Origin of the sequence: Mycobacterium sp. 4D054 (assembly GCF_052245755.1) — a bacterium.
GTDB lineage: Bacteria > Actinomycetota > Actinomycetes > Mycobacteriales > Mycobacteriaceae > Mycobacterium.
Genome location: NZ_JBQQCF010000030.1, coordinates 1 through 19,097 on the forward strand (window position 1 = coordinate 1; position 19,097 = coordinate 19,097).

The 19,097-nt window shown below is 68.6% G+C and carries 17 protein-coding genes; 8 read left to right on the forward strand and 9 right to left on the reverse strand.

The annotated features are described in order from the left end of the window. The first annotated feature begins 215 nt into the window (after nt 1-215). Nucleotides 216-530: a hypothetical protein gene (locus ACTWP6_RS20120; protein ID WP_443188599.1), complete on the forward strand. Its 315-nt coding sequence runs from the start codon at nt 216-218 to the stop codon at nt 528-530. A gap of 1 nt (nt 531) precedes the next feature. Further along, nucleotides 532-879, forward strand: a complete 348-nt coding sequence (locus ACTWP6_RS20125; protein WP_443188600.1) for a hypothetical protein — start codon at nt 532-534, stop codon at nt 877-879. A 291-nt stretch (nt 880-1,170) separates the two neighbouring features. Here the strand turns inward: ACTWP6_RS20125 and ACTWP6_RS20130 are convergent, their stop codons facing one another. From ACTWP6_RS20130 to ACTWP6_RS20145, 4 genes are all read right to left on the reverse strand, one after another. Continuing rightward, nucleotides 1,171-2,073, reverse strand: coding sequence for an NYN domain-containing protein (locus ACTWP6_RS20130; protein WP_443188601.1), 903 nt, complete (start codon nt 2,071-2,073; stop codon nt 1,171-1,173). 34 nt (nt 2,074-2,107) lie between these two features. Beyond that, the gene (locus ACTWP6_RS20135; protein WP_313901305.1) at nt 2,108-2,857 is read right to left on the reverse strand and encodes a cutinase family protein; all 750 of its coding nucleotides are present in this window, start codon (nt 2,855-2,857) and stop codon (nt 2,108-2,110) included. A 68-nt stretch (nt 2,858-2,925) separates the two neighbouring features. Beyond that, the gene (locus ACTWP6_RS20140; RefSeq protein WP_260751181.1) at nt 2,926-3,969 is read right to left on the reverse strand and encodes a cupin domain-containing protein; all 1,044 of its coding nucleotides are present in this window, start codon (nt 3,967-3,969) and stop codon (nt 2,926-2,928) included. A gap of 86 nt (nt 3,970-4,055) precedes the next feature. Further along, nucleotides 4,056-4,535 (reverse strand): acyl-CoA thioesterase, encoded by a 480-nt coding sequence (locus ACTWP6_RS20145; protein ID WP_260751182.1) that lies wholly within the window; start codon nt 4,533-4,535, stop codon nt 4,056-4,058. A gap of 105 nt (nt 4,536-4,640) precedes the next feature. Between ACTWP6_RS20145 and ACTWP6_RS20150 the strand changes: the two genes are divergently transcribed. Continuing rightward, nucleotides 4,641-5,540, forward strand: a complete 900-nt coding sequence (locus ACTWP6_RS20150; protein WP_443188602.1) for an LmeA family phospholipid-binding protein — start codon at nt 4,641-4,643, stop codon at nt 5,538-5,540. Nucleotides 5,541-5,615: 75 nt separating this feature from the next. On the opposite strand, the gene ACTWP6_RS20155 is transcribed toward ACTWP6_RS20150, so the two are convergent. After that, complete coding sequence (locus ACTWP6_RS20155) at nt 5,616-6,455, reverse strand: aminoglycoside phosphotransferase family protein (protein WP_260751184.1); 840 nt, start codon at nt 6,453-6,455, stop codon at nt 5,616-5,618. An 18-nt stretch (nt 6,456-6,473) separates the two neighbouring features. Beyond that, nucleotides 6,474-7,637 (reverse strand): LLM class flavin-dependent oxidoreductase, encoded by a 1,164-nt coding sequence (locus ACTWP6_RS20160; RefSeq protein WP_260751185.1) that lies wholly within the window; start codon nt 7,635-7,637, stop codon nt 6,474-6,476. A gap of 33 nt (nt 7,638-7,670) precedes the next feature. Between ACTWP6_RS20160 and ACTWP6_RS20165 the strand changes: the two genes are divergently transcribed. After that, on the forward strand, nt 7,671-7,835 hold the full coding sequence (locus ACTWP6_RS20165) for a hypothetical protein (RefSeq protein ID WP_260751186.1): 165 nt from the start codon (nt 7,671-7,673) through the stop codon (nt 7,833-7,835). Next, nucleotides 7,825-9,168 carry an APC family permease gene (locus tag ACTWP6_RS20170; RefSeq protein ID WP_260751187.1) on the forward strand — a complete coding sequence of 448 codons (1,344 nt, stop codon included), beginning with the start codon at nt 7,825-7,827 and terminating at the stop codon, nt 9,166-9,168. The genes ACTWP6_RS20165 and ACTWP6_RS20170 overlap by 11 nt, the downstream gene beginning before the upstream one ends. Nucleotides 9,169-9,205: 37 nt before the next feature. On the opposite strand, the gene ACTWP6_RS20175 is transcribed toward ACTWP6_RS20170, so the two are convergent. Then, entirely contained in the window at nt 9,206-10,060 is an 855-nt protein-coding gene (locus tag ACTWP6_RS20175) for a class I SAM-dependent methyltransferase (protein ID WP_260751188.1), read from the reverse strand. A 146-nt stretch (nt 10,061-10,206) separates the two neighbouring features. Further along, nucleotides 10,207-12,798 (reverse strand): ATP-binding protein, encoded by a 2,592-nt coding sequence (locus tag ACTWP6_RS20180; protein ID WP_443188603.1) that lies wholly within the window; start codon nt 12,796-12,798, stop codon nt 10,207-10,209. Nucleotides 12,799-12,887: 89 nt separating this feature from the next. Between ACTWP6_RS20180 and ACTWP6_RS20185 the strand changes: the two genes are divergently transcribed. From ACTWP6_RS20185 to ACTWP6_RS20195, 3 genes are all read left to right on the forward strand, one after another. Further along, a complete protein-coding gene (locus ACTWP6_RS20185) occupies nt 12,888-13,247 on the forward strand; it encodes a DUF4242 domain-containing protein (protein WP_443188604.1) in 360 nt (119 codons plus the stop codon). A gap of 187 nt (nt 13,248-13,434) precedes the next feature. Beyond that, nucleotides 13,435-17,601, forward strand: coding sequence for a SpoIIE family protein phosphatase (locus tag ACTWP6_RS20190; RefSeq protein ID WP_443188605.1), 4,167 nt, complete (start codon nt 13,435-13,437; stop codon nt 17,599-17,601). Next, on the forward strand, nt 17,601-17,906 hold the full coding sequence (locus tag ACTWP6_RS20195; RefSeq protein ID WP_260751192.1) for an STAS domain-containing protein: 306 nt from the start codon (nt 17,601-17,603) through the stop codon (nt 17,904-17,906). The genes ACTWP6_RS20190 and ACTWP6_RS20195 overlap by 1 nt, the downstream gene beginning before the upstream one ends. Here ACTWP6_RS20195 and ACTWP6_RS20200 read toward each other — a convergent pair. Beyond that, nucleotides 17,903-18,883: a DNA polymerase domain-containing protein gene (locus tag ACTWP6_RS20200; protein ID WP_260751193.1), complete on the reverse strand. Its 981-nt coding sequence runs from the start codon at nt 18,881-18,883 to the stop codon at nt 17,903-17,905. The genes ACTWP6_RS20195 and ACTWP6_RS20200 overlap by 4 nt on opposite strands. Nucleotides 18,884-19,097 lie beyond the last annotated feature (214 nt).

A 19,097-nucleotide genomic window follows, 5' to 3' on the forward strand; every position in this document is an offset into this window, starting at 1 on the left:
ATTCCTTTGCTCGAGTGACTTTGGTCGGTCTCTCGAAGAATCACGCGATGACCCTCAATCAGTCGGCTACGACACGCCGGTACCGCTGATCAGGTCCGACTCGTACACCACTCTGCTGGACGCAACCAAATGGCGATTCGCGTTGTGTGCCGATATGACGCAAAACCGCTCAATCCCGAGGCCGTCATTAAACTGACCGGAATCACCATCTAACGATGGCTGCGGTAACCGGCCAATTGGTCGCTGATTTTCTCGGCCAGGGTGACGATACGAGGTCGGTCGCCCTGGCCGAGGCCCACGCCGAAGCGATCACCTTAATGGCCCGCGCATACACCCGTGACGGCGGTTTCAGCGACGGGGTTCCTAACGACGAAATTGCATCGGTCATCACAACTGCTGCCGCACGACTGACCGCCAATCCTGAACAGTTGGGCACCACTATCGGCACAGTATCCATTCGCAACGGATTTCAAGGGTGGACCCTGACAGAGCGTCTTGTGCTCAATCGCTACCGGATCAAGGCGCAGTGACGTGATTTTTTATGATCGCGTCGGGGTGATCTGTCGGACCAGCGTCGGCGCAGATCATCCGGTTACTGAGACCTTCAACGGTACGGTTCCGGCCGTTGTGGTTCCGATGTCATCGGCAGACGTGTTGGTTGCTGGCGGGTCAATTACCAACACCCGCTATCAATTGATCCTCAAGCCGTTTGACTACGAAATCCCGCTCAATGCGGCCTCTCAGGTGCCCAGTACATCGGGAGCTAATCAGATCCTCTTCGCCTATGGCGGGCACTCGATGCTATCCCTAGAAGGCAAGGTGGAGCGGCACCTATTTCGCGGGCGATTGCACCATTACGAGGCCATCGTCAGGACCTGAAATTCTTTGCCGGGAGGGTCAAAGTTCACCGATACGGGCCAAGGCGTCGCCACGACCGCTCATCACTCGCGCGAGAGCGACGACCTGCCCTCCCGGCACTTCACGCCTGCCCACATTTTGCCCACAATCTGCCCACAGTTACAGATAAATCCCGTGATGTGGCGTAATCCGTTTTGGCAGCTCAGAGCGTTTTCGACCCTCTGACCAGGGGGCCGAAACGGGTTCAATTCCCGGCAGCTCCACCGGACGAAGAGCCGGACCTGAGACACCGAGTCTCAGGTCCGGCTTTCTTTAGTTCTGGGCCGCAGGGTTCTGGGCCTGGGGCTCGGCCAGTCGCACCATCCTGGTCGTCGAACTCTCGTCCAGTTCCACGACGTCGGATCTCGAACGCAGGAAGTCGCTGAACGAGCGGTAGCCCAGCGACTTCTCACTGAACGAGGGGTCCATGCGCTTCATCTGCGCTTTGACCGCCGAGTTGTGCAGCCACTCGACATCGTCCTTCTCCAGCCCGATCCGCAGCGCGCGGGTCAGCAGCCCGGTGGCCGCCGCCTGCGGATCCGGCGTCTCAGGCTCCTCGGAGGTCTTAGCAGTTCCGGACCGTCGCCGCCGTGCCGGCGTCGTTTCGACTGCCGCCGGCTCGGGCGTCGGTATGCCGGGCAGCGCATCGTAGGTGACGAACTCGTCGCATGCCGCGGCCAGCATGCGGCTCGACGAGCCGGCAACCCCGATGCCGACGACATAGCGGCCCAGGCGTTTACACCGCTGGGCGAGCGCGATGTAATCGGAGTCGCCGGCGACGATGACGACATGGGTCAGGTCGGGCAGGCGGAACATGTCCTCGACCGCGTCGACGGCCAGCCGGATGTCGGCACCGTTCTTCCCGTAGGCCGCCGCCGGGAACAACTGGACGAGGTCGACCGCGCGACCGACCAGTTGGCCGCGGTAGCCGGCGTTGATGTCGGCCGACCAGTCGGCGTAGGCGCGCGTGAGCACCAGCGTCCCGAAAGACGAGGCGAAGTCGATGAGGGCGCCGACGTCGACGGTCGCGCGAGCCAGCCTGTCCGGCCCGTCGGCGGGCGGTTTGGCCTTGTCCTTCTGAAACGAGTTGCGGCCGTTGACCTGGTCGTACCGCGAGATGACGATGTTGTCGAAGTCGAGATACACCGCGACGCGGGCGGCAACGGATTCGGTCATGGCCCCAGTTTTACCGACGGCCGGCCGAACGGTCTCAGTTTCCGGACGTCGCGGTCTCTGCCTGTGCAACGGCCAGCTTGCTCGCGGCGAAATCGGCGGCCTGCACCACCAGACCGTCCGAGATGTAGCGGGCATGCGCGCCGATGTCGTTGCCCGTCGAGCACACGAAATCGTTCGGCACACACAGTTCGATGGTCTTGGGTTCGTACAGCGTGCCGATCGTCACCGGCGGCTGCTGGATCGCGTCCATGAACCGTTCCGACGGCGCCCCCAGCAGCGCGACCGCCGCGACGTGGTCGGCGATGTCAGGCGGCATCGGCTCCGGAACCTCCGACACCGAGACGCCATCGGGAATCAATTCCGTTGTCACAAAACCCATCACCGCCGCACCCTGCGAGTAACCGGCGAGCACCAGTTTGGTGTCGGGGCAGTCCATCGCCACCCGTTGCACGTGGGTGCTGGCGTCGGTGATGCCCTCGATGGCGGTGGGGAAGTCAGGACTGGCCGGATAGTCGACTGCGTACACCCCGACCGATTTGTCACCGACCCGGGCCGCAAGGTCGTCGACGAACGCCTGGCCCATGACGCCGAGGCCCGGCGCCTCGGTGGTGCCGCGGGCGAAGACGACCTCGACGTCCGGGCATCCAGGCGGCGGCAGAGCAGGCGGCGCGGGCGGTGCGGGCTGGGCAAAGGCTTGCGGCGCAAGGACAAGCGTGACGAATGAGCAGACCCCCGCGGCGAGTGCGGAACGTCCGATACCACTGAGACGATCTGACAACCCCACGGTTCGTATGGTGACACAGATGCCGGCCGTCGGCACGCCCAGACATCCTCACGCTGCGGTGTGTCCGGTCAGTCGACGGGGTTGCTGCGGCCCACGATCAGTGGATCGGCGGGGGTGAACGGGAACCGCGGCAGGTCGTCGAGGTGTGTGTTGAACGCCGCCGCCAGCACTTCGCGGGAATAGGCGCTTGCCGATGCGCGGTAACCGATGTCGGCCGGGAACGGCTGATCGAAGAAGATCAGGAAGTGCCATTGGTCGGGGCCGGTGTTTTCGATGTGGTGCGGATAGGCGCGTGGGATGAAGTACATGTCGCCGGCACCCATTGTCCAAGTGTCCAGTGTGCCATCGGGATTCATCACCGTCATACGGGCGTTGCCGTGCCTGACGTAACCCATCTCGGCGGTGACCGGATGCCAGTGCGGTTCCCGCATCCCGTCCTCGGCCACCCGCAGCGAGTACATCGACATGTTCTTCAGTGCCGGCCAGAACTGGTCCCGTGCGAACCGCGCGTTTCCCGTCACGTAGTTCAGGCCCGGGGTCTGCGCTTCGATGTCGAACTTGTGCGGATCGCTGAAGTACGCGCAGGCGGGCACGTCGGGTGCGCCGATGCGCGCGGCGAGTTTGTGATCGGTGGTGTCGCGCCGGATCCTGGCCATGTCGGAGGCAGGCAGGTCGTAGGTGTTGCCGAGCACGGCGTCGGAGAAGGCTCCGAGGGTGGCGCCGAAGCCGAAATCTTCGGGCCGTTCGTGGCGGAAGGCGATGATGAACTCGGCGACGTCCTCGCCGATGTTCTCGATGTGGTGCAGCGACCCCGATGTGGCATGGAACATCTGACCGGCGGTCACGACGAAGGTCGCGAAGCGACTGTGGTCGTCGAGGATCGACACCAGCGCCGTGCCCGAGACGCAGTAGGTGAGTTCGTCGGCGTTGGCGTGCCAGTGCGGGGTGCGCATCGCCCCGGGGTTGAGCAGCACCCGCTTGATCGACAGCCCGTTCAGAATTGGCAGATTGTCGGCGGTGACACGGCGCATGGAGCCCAGCTCGGACTCCTCGACGATCTCACCGTCGTGCAGGGAGGCGGTGTGGGTGCTGGGGATGATGGACGTCGGCACGGTGGTCTCCCTCGGCTGGCGAAGCTGGCGCAGTCCACTCTGCCCGGCAGGTAGGCCGGTGTCATTGTGGTTGGCGGTCGATCTCGCTACCTGCTGGCTGCAAGCCGTGACGCCTCCAGGCCGGCACGCACGTCATCCGGGATCGGTGTCGGGCCGGTGTCGTCGAGCAGCACCAGCACCGTGTCGCAGAGGCTGATGCAGGCGCCGTCGAGGAACAGCGCGCTCGACGCCACGAACGAGGTGCGGCCGATATGCCCGACGCCGATCGCGGTCTGCAGCACCGCCGGCCACGGCGCCTCGCGCAGGTAGTGCACGACGATCGTCGACGTCACGAGGCGGTGCGCCCGGGTGGCCAGGTCGTAGGCCCCGGGGTAGACACATCGGTTGAACGTCGCCCTGGTGTTCTCGTGCAGCGATTCCAGCGCCACGTTGTTCAGGTGCCCGTTGGCGTCCATGTCACCGAACCGGGCCGCCGCCTCGCCGTGGACGGGATAGGTGGCGGCGTCCAACCGCGCGGGATGCGGTCGCGGCGCCGAGCTGATCAACGGGGGCGGTCCGGAATCCATGCGGTCAACGTAGCGTCGTGCGGCAGAATTGCGCCGGTGACGACGCCGCCGCAACCTCCCCGGCCACCCGACCGGCGGGGTCGGGCCCACCCGGGGACTGATCCGGTGACCCGGCGGCTGCCTCGTCCCGGTGCGCCCGACGCGCGCACGGAACGTCTGCGACCGCCGATGCGCGACACCGCGCCCACCGAGCGGATGCGGCGACCGGCGGCGCCCCCGCCGGACCGGCCGGTGCCGCCGCAATCGACGCCACCACATGCCGGCGAGCCCGCTCCGCGGCGTCGCACCGGGGTCACCCGTCGCAGCGGGCTGCTGCTCGGCGTCATCGTGGTGGCGGCGCTCGCAGGCGGCCTCGCCGGCGCCGAACTGTATGCGCGGCACCGCGCGGACGACGTGCTCGTCGGCATCGCCGAATGCGTGGTGGAGGACGGCGCGAGGATCTCCTACGGGGTGAATCCGCCGTTCCTGTGGCAGCACCTCACCGGGCGCTACACCAACATCTCCGTGCACACCGCGGGGGACCGCGTGCAGTCCGCTGACGGCATGACCGCCGACGTCACCCTCGAAGACGTGCGGTTGCAGGACTCCGCAGACTCCAAAGGCACGATCGGCTCCCTGTCGGCGACCCTGACGTGGCGCTCCGACGGCATCAGGGACACCGCGGTGGCGAACCTGCCCGCGGTGGGTGAGTTGATCACCGGGGTCCGCACCGACCCGGCCGCCGGGACCCTCGTCCTGGATGCGGGCGCCACCATGGTGACCGCCAAACCCGTTGTCACAGAAGGTGACCTGAACCTCGAGGTGGTCGCGGTCGACGGACCGTTCCCCAAGGACGTGGTGCAGGGCGCGCTTGACGACCTGACGAGGAAACTCAACGACAACTACCCGCTGGGCATTCACGCCGACAGCGTGCAGGTGACCGGCGCCGGGGTGGTCGGGACGTTCTCCAGCCAAGACGCGTCGATTCCGCGGGAAGACGCCAACGCCTGCTTCGCTCCGCTGTGACGCATCGTTCACGGCTGTAACAACGTGAAGAAGGTGGGACGGGTCGGCGTCCGAGTATCTTTCCGGTCGGTGGTGTCAATCCTGAATCGCCTTGGCGACCGCCACATACCTGGTCGTGAAATCCGCGGCTTGATGCCGGTGTCCCATCAGCGCACGGGTGACGGTGCACACCACGCGGATCAGCGTCCAGGCCCTGGCGCGGTCCTCATCGAGCCCCGCAGCCTCGACGAGGGTGTAGAAGCGGCGACGCACGCCGTCCCGGGCATCCTGAGCCAGCTCGTCCCACCGGTGCCACAGCATCGGGGCCAACTCGTAGTGGGGGTCCCCGTTCAGCGGCTGCGGCGAGATCGCCAGCCAGGGCTCGCGATCGGAGGCGAGAATGTTGCCGGAATACAGATCTCCGTGCAGGACCACCGAATCGTCTGTCTCGACGGTCAATTCGCGACCCAGGACGGTGGCCTGCTCCACCAGGCGGTGCGGAATAGGGGCGCTGCGCGGCAACCCGCCCGCGACCTCGATCCACTGCGCCACCCGCGCGCGCAGCGACGGCAACTGCGGCATCGGCGGCACGTGCAGGCGAGCGTAGAGTCCAGCGACGACCTCACAGGCCTCGGTGTCCGGTCGACCTGTCAATGCCTGTGGTTGCAGCCTCTCCAGTAGCACGGCCCGCCGAGGAGGGTCGGCGCGCAGCAGCCGCACCGCTGCGTGCCCCGCCCAGCGGCGCAGCACGAGATGCTCGTGCTCGCTCGGGGCGTCCGGCGCCCTGACCTTCAGCACGGCGGGAAGATCGCCGTCGGTGCGGACCGGTGCCACCAGAGATTCCGTGCCTTCGCGTACCGGCCCGTCGAGCCTGAGACTCCACCGGTCCATGCACTCATGCAGCGTGCCGGTCAGATCGCGGGACGGTGAAGTCATCGGTTGTGTGGTGGCAGTTCAATTCACCGCAGAATGCCTGGCCTGCTGTTCGGCGGCATGATCCTCGATCGCCTTGCCGATCGCGTGGGCGGCCTGGTCGACGAACGTGCGGCCGCTGCCGGTGACCCAGTCGCGGGACGCGGCGGGTGCGGCGAGCTGCCCGGTGAAGTGCGGGATCACGTACTGCGCGAACAGTTCATAGCTGTGCAGCTTCGCCGCGGGAGGCGCCCAGTCGTGGTCGAAAAGCAGGAACGCACCGAAGCCGCCGTTGCTCGCCTCGACCAGTTCCTCGATCTTGGCGATCGCATCCTCCGGTGTGCCGATCACCGCGAAACCGGTCGCGTGATTGTTCGCGATGATCTCGGCGGGCGTGTCACCCTGCACCGGGCCTGCCGGCAGAATGTGCGAGAAGTACTGCGAGAACGCGGCGATGCCGTACTCGACGTCGCGCTCGGCCTGCTCGCGCGTCTCGGCGAGGTGCATGGGACCGACCAGCCGCCACTTCGACCGGTCCGCCACATGCCCGTGCTCCCGCGCGACCTCTTCCCACGTGCTCCAATGCTGGGCCAGCAGATCCATGCCCTGCTTGGCGGTGGCCGCGATCGAGAGCATGCCGACGCCGTGCCGGCCGGCCCCGCGTGGACCGGTGGGGGAGAAGGACGCCGCAACGGCCACGTCGAAACACGGTTCGCTGTACGGCGTCAGTTGCAGGCGCGCATCCTGCAGTGTGAAGCCGTCGGTGTGCATCGTGACGGTCTCGCCCCGCAGCAGTCGCATGATCGCGTCCAGGCACTGCTCCATCCGGGGCCGCTGCTCGTCGGCAGGAATCCCGAGCATGTGCGCATCCGAGGTGAGCTGACCGGGTCCGCAACCCAGCATCACCCGGCCCCTGGTCAGATGGTCGAGAAGCACCATGCGGTCGGCGAGCAACAGCGGGTGGTGGTAGGGCAGCGAGCTGACACCGGTACCGAGCTTGATGTGCCTCGTGCGCTCGGCCGCGACGCCGATGAACACCTCGGGGGAGGCGATGATCTCGAAGCCGGCCGAGTGGTGCTCACCCACCCAGGCTTCGTGGAAGCCGAGGCGGTCCATGGCCACGATGAGGTCGAGGTCCCGTTCCAGGGCGAGGGTGGGGTTCTGTCCGACGGGATGGAACGGGGCCATGAAGTTTCCGAAACGCATCGGGCCATTCTGTCGGTCGCGGCGGTCGCCCAGGTGACTTTCGGCGGTCCGCGCTGGGAGTTCGCCGATGCGGCGCTGTACTGCCTGGGCAGCCGCCTCGGCCGAGTCGTGGTGTCGATGTCGCGGTTCGGGGTACATGGCTCTACGCCCGTCAGGGGGTGCATCACCGACAAGGGGGAGCCGATTCATGTCGTCTGACACCGCGGCGGCGAGCGTCGCGCCGACCAAGCTGGCGCGCAAGATCACTGGTCCGCTGCTGTTCCTGTTCATCCTCGGCGACGTGCTCGGTGCCGGCGTCTACGCGCTGATGGGGGAGTTGGCCGGCGAGGTCGGCGGGGTGTTGTGGGCGCCGTTGACGGTCGCGATGCTACTGGCGTTGCTCACCGCGGGCTCCTATGCCGAGCTGGTGACGAAGTATCCGCGTGCCGGCGGAGCGGCGGTGTTCGCCGAGCGAGCCTTCGGACGACCGCTCGTCTCCTTCCTGGTGGGGTTCTGCATGCTGGCTGCGGGCGTGACCAGCGCCGCCGGGCTGGCGCTGGCCTTCTCCGGCGACTACCTCGCCACGTTCATCGACGTTCCCGTGATCCCCGCCGCATTGGTCTTCCTGGCCCTGGTCGCCTGCCTCAACGCACGCGGTATCAGCGAATCGCTGAAGACCAACGTCGTGATGACGGCCATCGAGCTGACGGGTCTGGTCATCGTGATCGCGGTGGTGGCGGTGATGCTGGGCCGTGGCGACGGCGACATCAGCCGCGCCGGCGCGTTTCCCGACGGCGTTTCACCCGGCCTGGCCGTCCTCGGCGGCGCAATCCTGGCGTACTACTCCTTCGTCGGCTTCGAGACCTCCGCCAACGTCGTCGAGGAGATCAAGAACCCGCGCAGGGTGTACCCGACCGCACTGTTCGGCGCGCTGATCACCGCGGGCGTGGTGTATGCACTCGTCGGGCTGGCCAGCGCGATCGCGCTGCCCGCCGACGAGCTCTCGCAGTCCTCGGGCCCGCTGCTCGACGTGGTGTCGGCGTCGGGAGTCGGGGTGCCGGACTGGCTGTTCAGCCTGATCGCGTTGATCGCGGTCGCCAATGGGGCGCTGCTGACCATGATCATGTCCAGCCGGCTGGCGTTCGGGATGGCCGAGCAAGGTCTGCTCCCGCACGTGCTGTCCCGGGTGCTGCCCCGCCGCCGCACACCGTGGGTCGCGATCATCGCGACGACGGTGGCGTCCATGCTCCTGACGTTGGTCGGCGACCTGTCCACGCTGGCCGAGACCGTGGTGCTGCTCCTGCTGTTCGTGTTCCTCGCGGCCAACGTCTCGGTGCTGGTGTTGCGCCGGGATCATGTTGAACACGAACACTTCCGGGCCGCGACGTTCGTGCCGGTGCTCGGCGTCGGCTCGTGCATCGTTCTGATGACTCAGCAGAGCGCCAAGGTGTGGTTGCTCGCCGGTCTGCTGTTGCTGGCCGGTGTGGTGCTGCACTTCGTCAGCGAGCGGTTCTCCGGACCGCGTTCACGCGACGGCGCGGAACACCGCTGAGTCCAACAGATCGGCTACCGGAGTGGCAATCGCCGTGTCAGCGCTTGGTCGCGGTCACCAGGAGGTACTCGGCCTCGTAGGCGGTGCTGCCCGGGTCGGTGGAGCCGTTCCACTTCTCCAGGAAGGCCAGGAAATCGCGGTCGAGAGCGGCCAACCGTTCGGGATCCTGTGCGTTGAACCGGTACGCCGCAATGGTGGGGCCGTAGTGCGACTTCCAGTACTCGCGGAACTCCAGCGGCGTCGCGCAGTGATCCATCACTACCGTCCGGCGCTGCATGGTCAGGTCGGAAACCTTGTCGCCGAACAGCTCCCGGACGTGGTCCTCGCTACCCCACAACGGTGCCGGGCTCGCCCCGGGCGGCGGCGGGGGAGCATAGGGCTTCATGGTGGCGAACAGATTGCCGATGAAACCCTCGGGCGTCCAGTTGATCAGACCGATGTTTCCACCGGGCCGGGTGACCCGGATCAGTTCGTCGGCGGTCGCCTGATGATGCGGGGCGAACATCGCGCCCACGCAGGACATCACGACGTCGAAGTCGTTGTCGGCGAACGGCATCGCCTCGGCGTCGGCCTCCACCCAGTCGAGCTGCACGCCGCGGTCGGCGGCGATCGCGCGCCCGGCGTCGAACAGTTCCGGGGTGAGGTCTGAGGCGACGACGGTGGCGCCGGCCGAAGCGGCCGGGATGGCTGCGTTGCCCGACCCCGCCGCGACATCGAGCACTCGTTGCCCGGCGCCGATGCCGCAGGCCTCGACCAGCCGCGTGCCCAGGGTGGGGATCAGGTCCGCGGCCACGGCGGGATAGTCACCCGATGCCCACAGCGCACGATGTTTGGCTTTCAGTTGACGATCGGCGTCGGGATCGCTCGCCACGCCGGCGTTAGCAGAGGTCATGGTGTCCTCGAATCTGTCGGTGGGTACCGCGGCCGCTGACCGACCGGCTACCCAAACGGTCGCGGGCCGACGGCCTGCCGACATCGGGAGCGACCACCCATTTTTCGTCTGTTCGTCCGGCACCACCGCACCACCACACCACCTCCTCAGGTGAGGATGCCGACCTCCCGCGCCCTGCGCACCGCGTCACGGCGCCCGGCCACCTGGAGCTTGGTCAGGATCGCCGAGACATGATGGTCGACGGTCTTGATCGACAGGTACAACCGTTCGGCCAGTTCGGCATTGGTCAGACCGTCGCCGAGCAGTCGCAGCACCTCGACCTGTCGGGCGGTGAGCCCGGCCGGGTTGGACAGTGTCGAAGCCCGCCGCGGGCCGGGCACCGTACCCGCCCCGGCCGCCCGCAGCCCCGCACGAACCTTGCCGGCCACCGCGTCCGCGCCCAGCCGGTCGAGCACATCGAGCCCGCGGCGCGCGGCCGCAGGCTCTACGGAGTCGACGAGCGCCAGCGCCGCGTCATACGGCATCGCCAGGCGGTGGAACGCCTCGGCGGCCTCGTCGTGCCGGCCGGCCGACAGGAGCCGGAACGGTTCGGCGACCCGCCCCGTCACGGACACCGGTGTACCGATGCGGCTCAACCACATCGCCAGCTCGCCGCGAGACCACTCCAGTCCCTCGGTACTCGAATCATCCATCAACACCTGGCATTCCGGGATACGTGCGTCGGACACACCGGTCAGCCACATCCGTTCGGCCAGCGCCGACGCGACCGGCAGCATCCGCACCACTTCGCCGAAGCGGCAGGCGAGGTCCCACGCGTCGTCGATCGCCCCGCCGTCGTGACCGTCACGGCGTAACGCGATCAGGCCGCGGATCAGCAGCGGCCACGTCCGCGCCAGCGGGGCGCTTGGACTGCCGAGCACGGTCTGGGCGTCGGCCAGCGCGTCGTCCCAGTCGCCGACCAGCAGGTGCAGTCGGCTCCGCGAACCCAGTTGCACCATCCGGCAGATTGGGAGATCGTGTTCCACCATCAGCGGGATGCTGGTGTCCAGCAGTGCAGCCGCGGCATCGAGCCGGCGTTGTTCGACGTCGAAGTACGTCAGGTTGGTGTAGCCGCCCGAGTACGTCTCGTCGATGTGGCGGGGACCGGCCGCGAGTTCGGCCAGCAACCGGTCGCGGACGGCGACCCGGCCGGCGAGGATGTCGCAGTAGTACCCGATGAGGCGCACGCGCACCGAAAGCGCGGGGTCGCCGGCCTCGGCGGCAAGCTCCCTCGCGCGGCGCAGCGCCTCGGCCGCCGCGTCCACCCGGCTGGACTGCACGGCCAGGAACGCGCGCATGGCGAAGCCGTGTCCGAGCTGACATGCCCGGCTCGGATTCTGTTGTGGAACAGCCTGATCGAGGACGGCGATGGCGTCGGTGACGTGCTGGTCGGCGGCCGCGCGGTTGCCGTTGTACCACTCGTACACCGCCAGTGAGTGGTGGTTGGCGCTGACCGCGACGGGGGAGTCCATGCCTGTTCGGATCCGCATCGCGCGACGGCACGCGCCGATCGCGTCGTCGAGACGGTCGGTCAGGTAATACTCGTCGGCGAGTTGTTCGAGCAGTTCGGCCTCGGCCCGGTCGCCGAGCAGACCGCCGCGCTCCAACGCGATCTGGAAGAACTCGCACGCCTGGGTGTGGGCGCCGGACCTGGCCGCGGTCCGCCCGGCCTGCGCGGCGGCGGCGGTGATCAGGGCTCCGTCGCCTGCGCCGAGCGCATGGTGGGTCAGCACGGCCGGATCCTCGTCGCAGGCCTCACGCAGTGCGTCGAGGAAACGGCGGTGCAGACCTGGCTCGGCGCCCGGCGGCATGACCTCGGCGATCGCCCGCCGGCACAGGTCGTGGCGGAAGGCGACCCCCCGGGCGTCGCGCCTGATCAACTTCGCCTGGTCGAGGGCGCGCAGCGCCGGCAACGTCACGCCGAGCCCGATCAGCAGGTGGTCTCCGATCGCGCCGGGCGCGCACGTCAGCAGGTGCAGCAGATCCCATGCCGCGGTGTCGAGGTTCGCGGTGCGGGCCAGGATCGCGTCGCGCACGGTGACGGGCAGCTCGACCCCGTCGTGGTCGAGCATCTCACACACGAAAAATGCGTTCCCGCCGGTGATCTGGTGCAGTCGGTCGGGGTCGACGTCACGGTCGCCGACCATCGCCGCGATGGCCGCCGGACTCAGTGCGGGCAGTGTCAGCGACAGGCCGTGCGGCGAACGCGCGACGTCGCCGAGCAGGCCGCGCAGCGGGTGGGTGACGCTGACCTCGTCGTCGCGCAGGATGCCGACCATGAGCAGATGCGACTGCGCCGCGCGGCGGAGCAGGAACCGCAGCAGATCGATCGTGCCCTGGTCGGCCCATTGCAGGTCGTCGAGCACCAGCACCGACGGATGCGCATGCAGGTCCTCGAACACCGCGACGAAGATGTCGTAGGGCTGGTCGCCGTTGGCGAGGTGCTTGCGCGTCGCGGCGGTGAAACCCGAAGCGACATCTCGCAGCGGGCCCAGGGGGCGGGGCGTGGACAGCGGGTCGCACGCGCCCCAGAGCACCCGGGTGTCGGCGGGCAGATCCGCGACGAACGCTTCGACGAACGACGTCTTGCCGGCGCCGGATTCGCCGCACACCAGCACCGCGCCTCCGCGCCCGGTGCGTGCCGCGGCGCCCCGGGCCGCGAGCTGATCGAGTTCGTGCTCGCGCTCGGTGAGCGTCACGGACCGATGCTAGCCGCAATCGACCGGTCCCACCAGGGAAAACGACCGGTCTGGGGCGGTTGCCGGCGCCAGGTGGGGAGGTTTCCCCGATGACGCGGACGGCGTCGGCGGTGCACCGTGGATCAGGCCCGGATACGGGCAAATCCATCGAGTGTCAGGAGGGCACCATGTCACGGTTCCTCATCGAGCGGAACATCCCCGGCGCCTCGGAGCTCACCGAGGAGCAGCTCGCCGAGATCGCCCGGAAGTCCAACGCCGCCATGCAGTCCCTCGGCGTCCCCTACCGATGGATCACCAGCTACGTGGCGGGGGACAAGGTGTACTGCATCCACGAGGCCGACGACGAGGACGCCGTTCGCGAGCATGCCCGCCGTGGTGGGTTCCCGGCCGACGTGGTCGTGCCGGTGTCCAACGAGTTCGGCCCCCAGACCGCGACCGCCCACACCTGACGGCGTCCCCGAACGTGTTTGCGGACGGCGATCCAGTGGAATAATGCGGCAATGCCGCGTGCCGTGCGCTCGTCCGAGCCGTCCGAGTGAAGGTTGCCGGACGCGTGAATCCTCAACAGAGCGTGCAGGACGTGTGCGGCCGCAGCGGCGTGGCGGCGGACGCCCGGACTTTGAGCGCTGGTCTGCGATGAGCGGCGCTGAGCCCGACGGGCCCTCTCCGGCAAGCGTTTTCGCCGACGGTGGGGAAGTCGGCCGCGATCACGCCCGGGTCGATTGGGCGGCGACGCCGCTCGGTCCGCCGGACCGGTGGCCGCAGAGCTTGTTGACCGCGGTGAGCATCCTGCTGACGTCGCGGTTCCCGATGTGGATGGCGTGGGGACCTGACCTGACGTTCTTCTGCAACGAGGCCTACCGGCGCGACACCCTCGGCCGGAAGTACCCGTGGGCACTGGGCCGGCCCGCCCGCGAGGTGTGGGCCGAGATCTGGGAGGACATCGGTCCGCGCATCGAAAAGGTGCTCTCGACCGGCGAAGCGACGTGGGACACAGCGCTGCTGTTGTTCCTGCAGCGGTCCGGCTACACCGAGGAGACCTACCACACGTTCTCCTACAGCCCGCTGCGCGACGACGAGGGCCGGGTGGTCGGCATGCTGTGCGTCGTCAGCGAGGACACCGTGCGGGTGATCGGCGAGCGCCGAATGGCGACGCTGCGCGACCTCGGATCCGACCCCAGCTTGGTGCGCGCCGAGGAGGAGATCCTGCGCTTCGTCGACCGACAGCTGGATCAGAATCTTCGCGACCTGCCCTTCACGCTGACCTATCTGTTCGACGAGGACGGGTCGGCACGGCTGGCCGGCGCCAGCGGTATCGCCGCGGGACATCCCGCGGTGCCCGAGCGACTGGCACCCGGTACCGATCGGCCCTGGCCGCTCGCCGCCCTGGCCCGCGGGGAATCGGTGCTGGTCGACCTCGACGAGGACGCCTACCCGTCGTTGCCGACCGGGGACTGGCGCAAACCCCCGGTCCAGGCCCTGCTGGTGCCGCTGTTGCATCAGGGCGGTTCGCCGAGCGGCTTCCTGGTCGCCGGACTGAACCGATACCGGCTCCTGGACGAGGCCTACCGCGGCTTCGTCACCCTGGTGGCGGCGCACATCGCTGCCGGCATCGGTTTGGCACGCAGCTACCGGGCCCAGCAGCGGCGGGCCGAGGAGCTGGCCGAACTGGACCGCGCCAAGACCGCCTTCTTCTCCAACATCAGCCACGAGTTCCGGACCCCACTGACGCTGATCCTGGACCCCGTTTCGGAACTGCGCCGGGCCGACGGTGTCGACGAGGAGACCCGGCAAGAGTTGGATGTGGTGTGGCGCAACGGATTACGGCTCGCCAAGCTGGTGAACGCGCTGTTGGACTTCTCCCGGATCGAGGCGGGTCGCACCCAGGCGCTCTATCAACCGGTCGACCTCGGCGCCCTGACCGCCGAGCTGGCCAGCGTGTTCCGTTCGGCGATGGAGCGCGCCGGCCTGGTCTTCGAGGTCGACTGCGAACCGCTCGACGAGCCGGTGTACCTCGATCGCGACATGTGGGAGAAGGTGATCTTCAACCTGCTGTCGAACGCGCTGAAGTTCACCTTCGACGGACGGGTGACGGTGCGGGTGCGCAGAGACGGGCGCGATGCGGTGGTGGTCGTCGCCGACACCGGCTCCGGTGTGCCCGCCGAGGAGATGCCGCGCCTGTTCGAACGTTTCCACCGCATCGAGAACGCGAAGGCGCGGTCCAACGAGGGCAGCGGCATCGGGCTGGCCCTGGTCAAGGAGCTCATCACGCTGCACGGCGGCACGATCGCCGCCGACAGCGTCGAAGGGCGGGGAACGACGTTCACGATCCGCTTGCCCATCGGCGCTGCCCATCTACCCGAGGATGCCATCGCGCCGGCGAGCCACCCCCGCGGCGGTGCGGGAGCCGCCAACGCCTACGTCGAGGAGGCGTTGCGGTGGATCCCCGCCATGGGTGAACCCGCCGCGGGCGAGCCGGCCGGAGCCGGAACGGGACTGGCGTTCGGGGCCGCCACCGCCGCCGCGCAGGCGCGGGTGCTGGTCGCCGACGACAACGCCGACATGCGCGAATATCTGAGCCGGCTCTTGCGCTCGGACGGATACCGGGTCGAGGCCGTCGTCGACGGGCACACGGCCCTGGAGGCGATCCGGGCCAGCCCGCCCGATCTCGTAATCAGCGATGTGATGATGCCCCGCCTCGACGGGCTAGGACTGGTCGCCGAGCTACGCGCCGACCGGCGCACCGCGGCCCTGCCGGTGCTGCTGCTTTCGGCGCGCGCCGGCCAGGAGGCGTCGATCGACGGCCTGCGCGCCGGCGCCGACGACTACCTGGTGAAGCCGTTCGCGGCCGCCGAGCTGCTCGCGCGGGTGCGCACCAACGTTGAGCTCGCCCGGCTGCGTGAATATCACGCCCGTTGGCGCTCGGCGCTGGTCGATTCGTTGCAGGAGGCCTTTTTCGTCTGCGACGAGGACGGTGCGGTGATCGAGATCAACCCGGCCTTCACCGACATCCTCGGCTTCGACTCGGCCGGCCTGCCGTACCGGCCCGTGTACCCGTGGTGGCCGTCTGCCGAGCACGATCCCGACGCGTACCGCCGCGTGCAGGACGCCTTCGACAGCTTGCTGACCGACCGGCACGGCAGCATCGGCGCGGTGCCCGTCACCCATCGCGACGGGCACCGGCTGTGGGTGGCGATGACGTTCACCCACACCGAGGATCCCGAGACTGGGCGCGACGTCGTGGTCGGAACCCTGCGCGACGTCAGTGCCGAGCATTACATCGTGCAGCGCGAGACCGCGCTGGCCTCGCTCAACGAGCAACTCGCCCAATCCGACACCCTCGACGAGGCGGTGCTCGCCGCCAGCGAGGAGTTCGCCGCGGTGTGGGGCGCTCGACGCGTGCTGGCGGTCACCTGGACCGACGCCGGGGACCGCGACTTTGAGTCGGCGGATCCGCACCTGGTGTGTGTCGGCGAGCCGGCGCGCTGGGACGACCTGCCCCCGCACACCCGCACGGTGATCACCGCGTTGCGTGACGACCAGCTGCTCGACCCGGACACCTCGACCGCCGGCGCCGCCGGCGTGGCGTTGCGCCATCCGCAGGGCGTGCTTGTGATCTACATCGAGCTGTTCGAGCGGCGGCGCTTCACCGCCGAGGATCACACGCTGCTCACGGTGCTGGCCGGCCGGCTCGGGCAGGGGCTGCAGCGCGTCCATCAGATCGACCAGCAGCGCGAGACCGCGCTGGCCCTGCAGCACGCGATCCTGGGGCCGTCGCTGTCCAGCGGCTTCGCCGTCCGGTATCAGCCGGCCACCAGCCCGCTGCAGGTCGGCGGCGACTGGTACGACGTCGTCAACCTCGATGACGGCCGCATCGGACTGATCGTCGGTGACTGCGTCGGCCACGGACTCACCGCCGCCACGATCATGGGTCAGCTGCGCAGCGCCTGCCGCGCCCTGCTGCTCGAACACCCGAGCCCGGCGGCGGCGCTGTCAGGGTTGGACCGGTTCGCGGCCCGGCTGCCCGGGGCGCGCTGCACCACCGCGTTCTGCGCGGTGCTCGACCCGCAGAACGGTGAGCTGGTGTACTCGTGCGCGGGTCACCCGCCACCGATCCTGGTCACCGCGGACCGGTCGACCCGGCTGCTGGAAGGAGCCCGCGCGACCCCGCTCGGTCTCAAGAGTCCGCCGCACCGCACCGAGGAGCGGGAGACGATGCCGCCGCGGTCCACCCTGCTGCTCTACACCGACGGTTTGGTCGAACGCCGACGGGAATCGATCGACGACGGGATCGCCCGCGCGACGGACGTCGTCCAGGACAACCGGGCCACCGCGCTCGACGAGCTGGCCAACGTGATCATGTCCCGGCTGGCACCCGCCGACGGCTACCACGACGACGTCGCGCTGCTGCTCTACCGCCAGCCCGCGCCGCTGGATCTCGACTTCCCCGCCGACGTCGGGGAACTGGCCGCCAGCCGCACCGCGCTGCGGGACTGGCTGTCCGCGGTGGGGGTGTCCCACGAGCAGTCGCTGGACGTGCTGATCGCGGTCGGCGAAGCGCTGGCCAACGCCATCGAGCACGGTCACCGCGAGCTTCCGGGCCGGGTCCGGCTGTGCGCCATCGCGCTGCCCGACACCGTGTACCTGACCGTCACCGATTCCGGGACGTGGAAGACGCCTGCCGAGATCCCCGCCCTGCACCGGGGTAGGGGCATCGCACTGATGGAGGCCTTGATGCAGGATGTCACCATCGACTCCCAGACCACGGGCACCACTGTCCGCATGACCGCCAGGATCACATGATGGCCACCCCGCTGACCCTGCACACCCACCGTCAGGAGGACGGTTCGGTGGTGCTGACGGCCGCCGGCGAGCTGGACATGAGCAACATCGCGGCGTTCTCCGAGGCCGTCGGCGCCGCGGTCGACGGGAAGGGGCGCAGGCTGCTCGTCGATCTGAGCGCCGTGGAGTACCTCGACAGCGGTGCCATCAACGTCCTCTTCGAGCACGTGGACTCCATCGAGCTCGTGGTCAACCCCATCCTGCTGCCGGTCTTGACGGTCAGCGGCCTGACCAAGGCGACGATCGTCAAACCCGCCGACGGTTAGCCGTTCTGCTCGGACCCGGAGTCGGACTGCGCCCGCAGGCGCGCCGCGCGGCGCTTGCCTTCGTGCATCGCGGCCACGCGCGCGACCGGGATGGTCCGGCCGTGCTCGATCAGCTCGCCGGGCAGCCGTTGCGGCGCGGGCATCTCGGCCGTCCACGGGTCGGCGCCGCCGAGGAGCCCGGTAGCGGTGTGCACCGTGAAGTCGCGGGGGTGCACCCGATCCAGATCCGACCACGCCACCGGAAACGACACCGGTGTGCCGGGACGCAGCCGCGGACTGTAGGCCGCGGCGACGGTGGCGCCGCCCGCGCGGGTCGCGTCGACAAACACCTTTCCCGCGCGGTCGGCGACGATGAACGCGGTGGTGGCGAGGGCCGGGTCCAGCGCCTCGGCGCGGGCGGCGAGGGCGCGCGTCGCAGCCGCCACGTCGTCGACGGGTGCGCTGTCGTCGATCGGGACGAAGATGTGCAGACCGCGCGAGCCGCTGGTCTTCACCGCCCCTGCCAGTCCGCAGTCGGTCAGGGCTTGCCGCACCAGGTGGGCGACGGTCACCACGGAGGCGAAGTCGGCGCCGTCCGGCGGGTCCAGGTCGAGGATCAGATGTGTGGGGCGGTAGATGTCGCCGGCCGGCCCCAGCGCCGGGTGGTATTCGACGGCGCGCTGATTGGCCAACCACAGCAGCGTGCGCCGATCGTCGCAGACCGCGTACCGGATCTGACGTTGCGACGCCTCTGCCCAGATCGACGTCGTGCGTAGCCATTCCGGGGTGTACTTGGGGACGTTCTTCTGCATGAACGGGGCGCGGCCCCGCAGCGCCCGCAGCACCGTCAACGGCCTGCCGGCGAGCACAGGCACGATGTGATCGGCGACCGCGTCCAGGTAGTCGACGAGGTCGCGCTTGGTGGCCCCGGCGTCGTCGGTCAGCGGTTGATCCAGATTGGTCAGCTCGATGCCGGCACGCTCCTCGCTGCTGCCCATCCGGCCAGCCTAGGCCCGTCGTGCCGGTCCGATCGCGTGCTGCGCCGGCGCGCCTCGGTCTCTGACAGCGCCGACCACCGCGCGGCTCACTGCGCACAAACCCGCTGATCAACCTGTGAATCGGCTGTCAACGTGCAGTTGACAGCCAATGGTTTGACGGGCTAGACGTATGACACGCGACACACGAAGTGTCACGCGTGCGGCGGGCCGGATC